2 protein-coding genes are annotated in these 2,145 nt (G+C 73.5%); one reads left to right on the top strand and one right to left on the bottom strand.

Going from position 1 to position 2,145, the window contains the following annotated elements; genetic code table 11:
- Window positions 1-124 precede the first annotated feature (124 nt).
- Entirely contained in the window at window positions 125-1,054 is a 930-nt protein-coding gene (locus AWW66_RS31965; protein ID WP_067374523.1) for a carbohydrate kinase family protein, read from the bottom strand.
- Window positions 1,055-1,426: 372 nt separating this feature from the next.
- Here AWW66_RS31965 and AWW66_RS31970 point away from each other — a divergent pair.
- A partial coding sequence (locus AWW66_RS31970) for a lytic polysaccharide monooxygenase auxiliary activity family 9 protein (protein ID WP_169807211.1) occupies window positions 1,427-2,145 on the top strand: 719 nt, incomplete at its 3' end.

Below are 2,145 nucleotides of genomic sequence, written 5' to 3' on the forward strand. Positions count from 1 at the left end.
CCTCAGCCTCGCCTGCGCCCTCATCTGCTGGCGCCAACTCCAACGTTAGGAGTTCTTAACACCTCGCGGTGAGAGGGGTACCCCTCTCTACCGTATGCGTTAACAGGGGGCCCTTCCTTTCACCTCAGGCGAAGCGGGCGGCGACCTGGGCGCGGGTGGGCATGGCGGTGGCCCCGCCCGGGGACTCGCAGACCACGGCGGCGACCCGCAACGCGAACGCCACCCGGTCGGCCCAGCCGGCCGGCTCCGCCGGCGCGCCGTCGGCGAGCAGGTCGGCGACGAGGGCCGCCATCACCGAGTCGCCCGCCCCGGTGGCGTCGACCGCGTCGACCGTCGGCGCGGGCACCCGGACCAGGTCCGGGCCGGCGGCGACCAGGGCGCCGGCCGCGCCGAGGGTGACCACCACCGCGTCCGCGCCCAGCTCCCGCAGGTACGCCGCCACGCCCTCGGCCGGCTCGCCGGGGTAGAGCAGGTCGGCGTCGGCGGCGCTCAGCTTGACCAGGTGCGCGCCGGCGGCGAACTCGGCCACCACCTCGCGCAGCCGGGGCAGGGCGTCCGGGCCGTCGAAGAGGTCGGGACGGACGTTCGGGTCGAAGACCCGCAGGCCGGTGGCGAGGCCCCAGGCCCGCCGCAGGCCGGCGACGGCGGCCGGGTACAGCAGCACGATGGAGCCGGCGTAGAGCACGTCCGCGCCGGCGACCAGGTCCGGGTCCAGGTCGTCGGCGCCGAGCAGGGCGTACGACGGGGGGTTGCCGTAGAAGCGGAAGTCCGGTTCGGGGCCGGCGAAGGTGACCATGGCCAGCGCGGTCGGCGCGGCCACGGTCACCGCCCCGGTCAGGCCGACACCCGCGCCGGTGAGGAAGGCGCGGATCCGCTCGGCCAGCACGTCGTCGCCGAGGGAGCCGACGAACTGCACCCGGCCGCCGAGGCGGGCCACTCCGACGGCCACGTTGAGCGGGCCGCCGCCGACCGCCGGCAGGTAGACGGGCTGACCGTCGTACTCGGCGTCCAGCAGGTCGACCAGCGCCTCGCCGAGCACCACCGCGTGTCCCATCCCGCTCCCCTCGCCGTCGTCGGGCCGCGCGTCCGGCCCGGGATCACCGTACCGGGGCCGCTGGTGGTACGCCCGATCCACCGATCCCGCGCCGCCCGTCGGGGGTACCCGCCATCCGGAGCATCGACGCGGAACTATTGCGGATGCGGTGTTCGACGTGATGAGATGGCGGTGGTCGGACGGTGTGGAGGGCTACCGCACCGCCGGCAGCGGGTTCGAGCCATACACGCGAGGGCAGCGGTCCGAGACGGACCGCACGCGACACGCGCTCGTCCGGCCCTTGGGGGCCGCGGCGCGTCACGCGATCGTCACTACCGCTCGTCGCAGCGGGGCCGGTCGGCAACGGCCGTCCCGCGAGTCAGGAGAACCCCTGTGACCCGTCGTTCCCGTACGGCCGCGTTGCTCACCGCGGCCGCGACCCTAGCCGTCGGCGCCCTCACCGTGGTGATCAACCAGTCCCCGGCCGCCGCCCACGGCGCCGCCATGACCCCGGGCAGCCGCACCTACCTGTGTTGGCGGGACGGCCTCAGCCCGACCGGTGAGATCAAGCCGAACAACCCCGCCTGTTCCTCCGCCGTGGCCACCAGCGGCACCAACTCCCTGTACAACTGGTTCAGCGTGCTGCGCTCGGACGCCGGGGGCCGCACCGTCGGCTTCATCCCGGACGGCAAGCTGTGCAGCGGCGGCAACACGGGCTTCGCCGGATACGACGCGGCCCGCACCGACTGGCCGCTGACCCACCTGACCGCCGGGGCGCGGATGGAGTTCAAGTACTCCAACTGGGCGCACCACCCGGGCACCTTCTACTTCTACGTGACCAAGGACAGTTGGAGCCCGAACCGGCCGCTGGCCTGGAGCGACCTGGAGGAGCAGCCCTTCCTCCAGGTGACCAACCCGCCGCAGCGCGGCGCGGTCGGCACCAACGACGGTCACTACTACTTCAGCGGAAACCTGCCGAGCGGCAAGAGCGGCCGGCACATCATCTACTCCCGCTGGGTCCGCTCGGACAGCCAGGAGAACTTCTTCGGCTGCAGCGACGTGACCTTCGACGGCGGCAACGGCGAGGTCACCGGCATCGGCTCGGGCGGCAA

The sequence above is a fragment of the Micromonospora rosaria genome, assembly GCF_001567585.1.
In the GTDB taxonomy this organism is placed as follows: domain Bacteria; phylum Actinomycetota; class Actinomycetes; order Mycobacteriales; family Micromonosporaceae; genus Micromonospora; species Micromonospora rosaria.

What these genes read in the sequence shown, in the direction of transcription:
- AWW66_RS31965 (WP_067374523.1), bottom strand. Translation starts at nt 1,054, where the DNA reads ATGGGACACGCGGTGGTGCTCGGCGAGGCGCTGGTCGACCTGCTGGAC.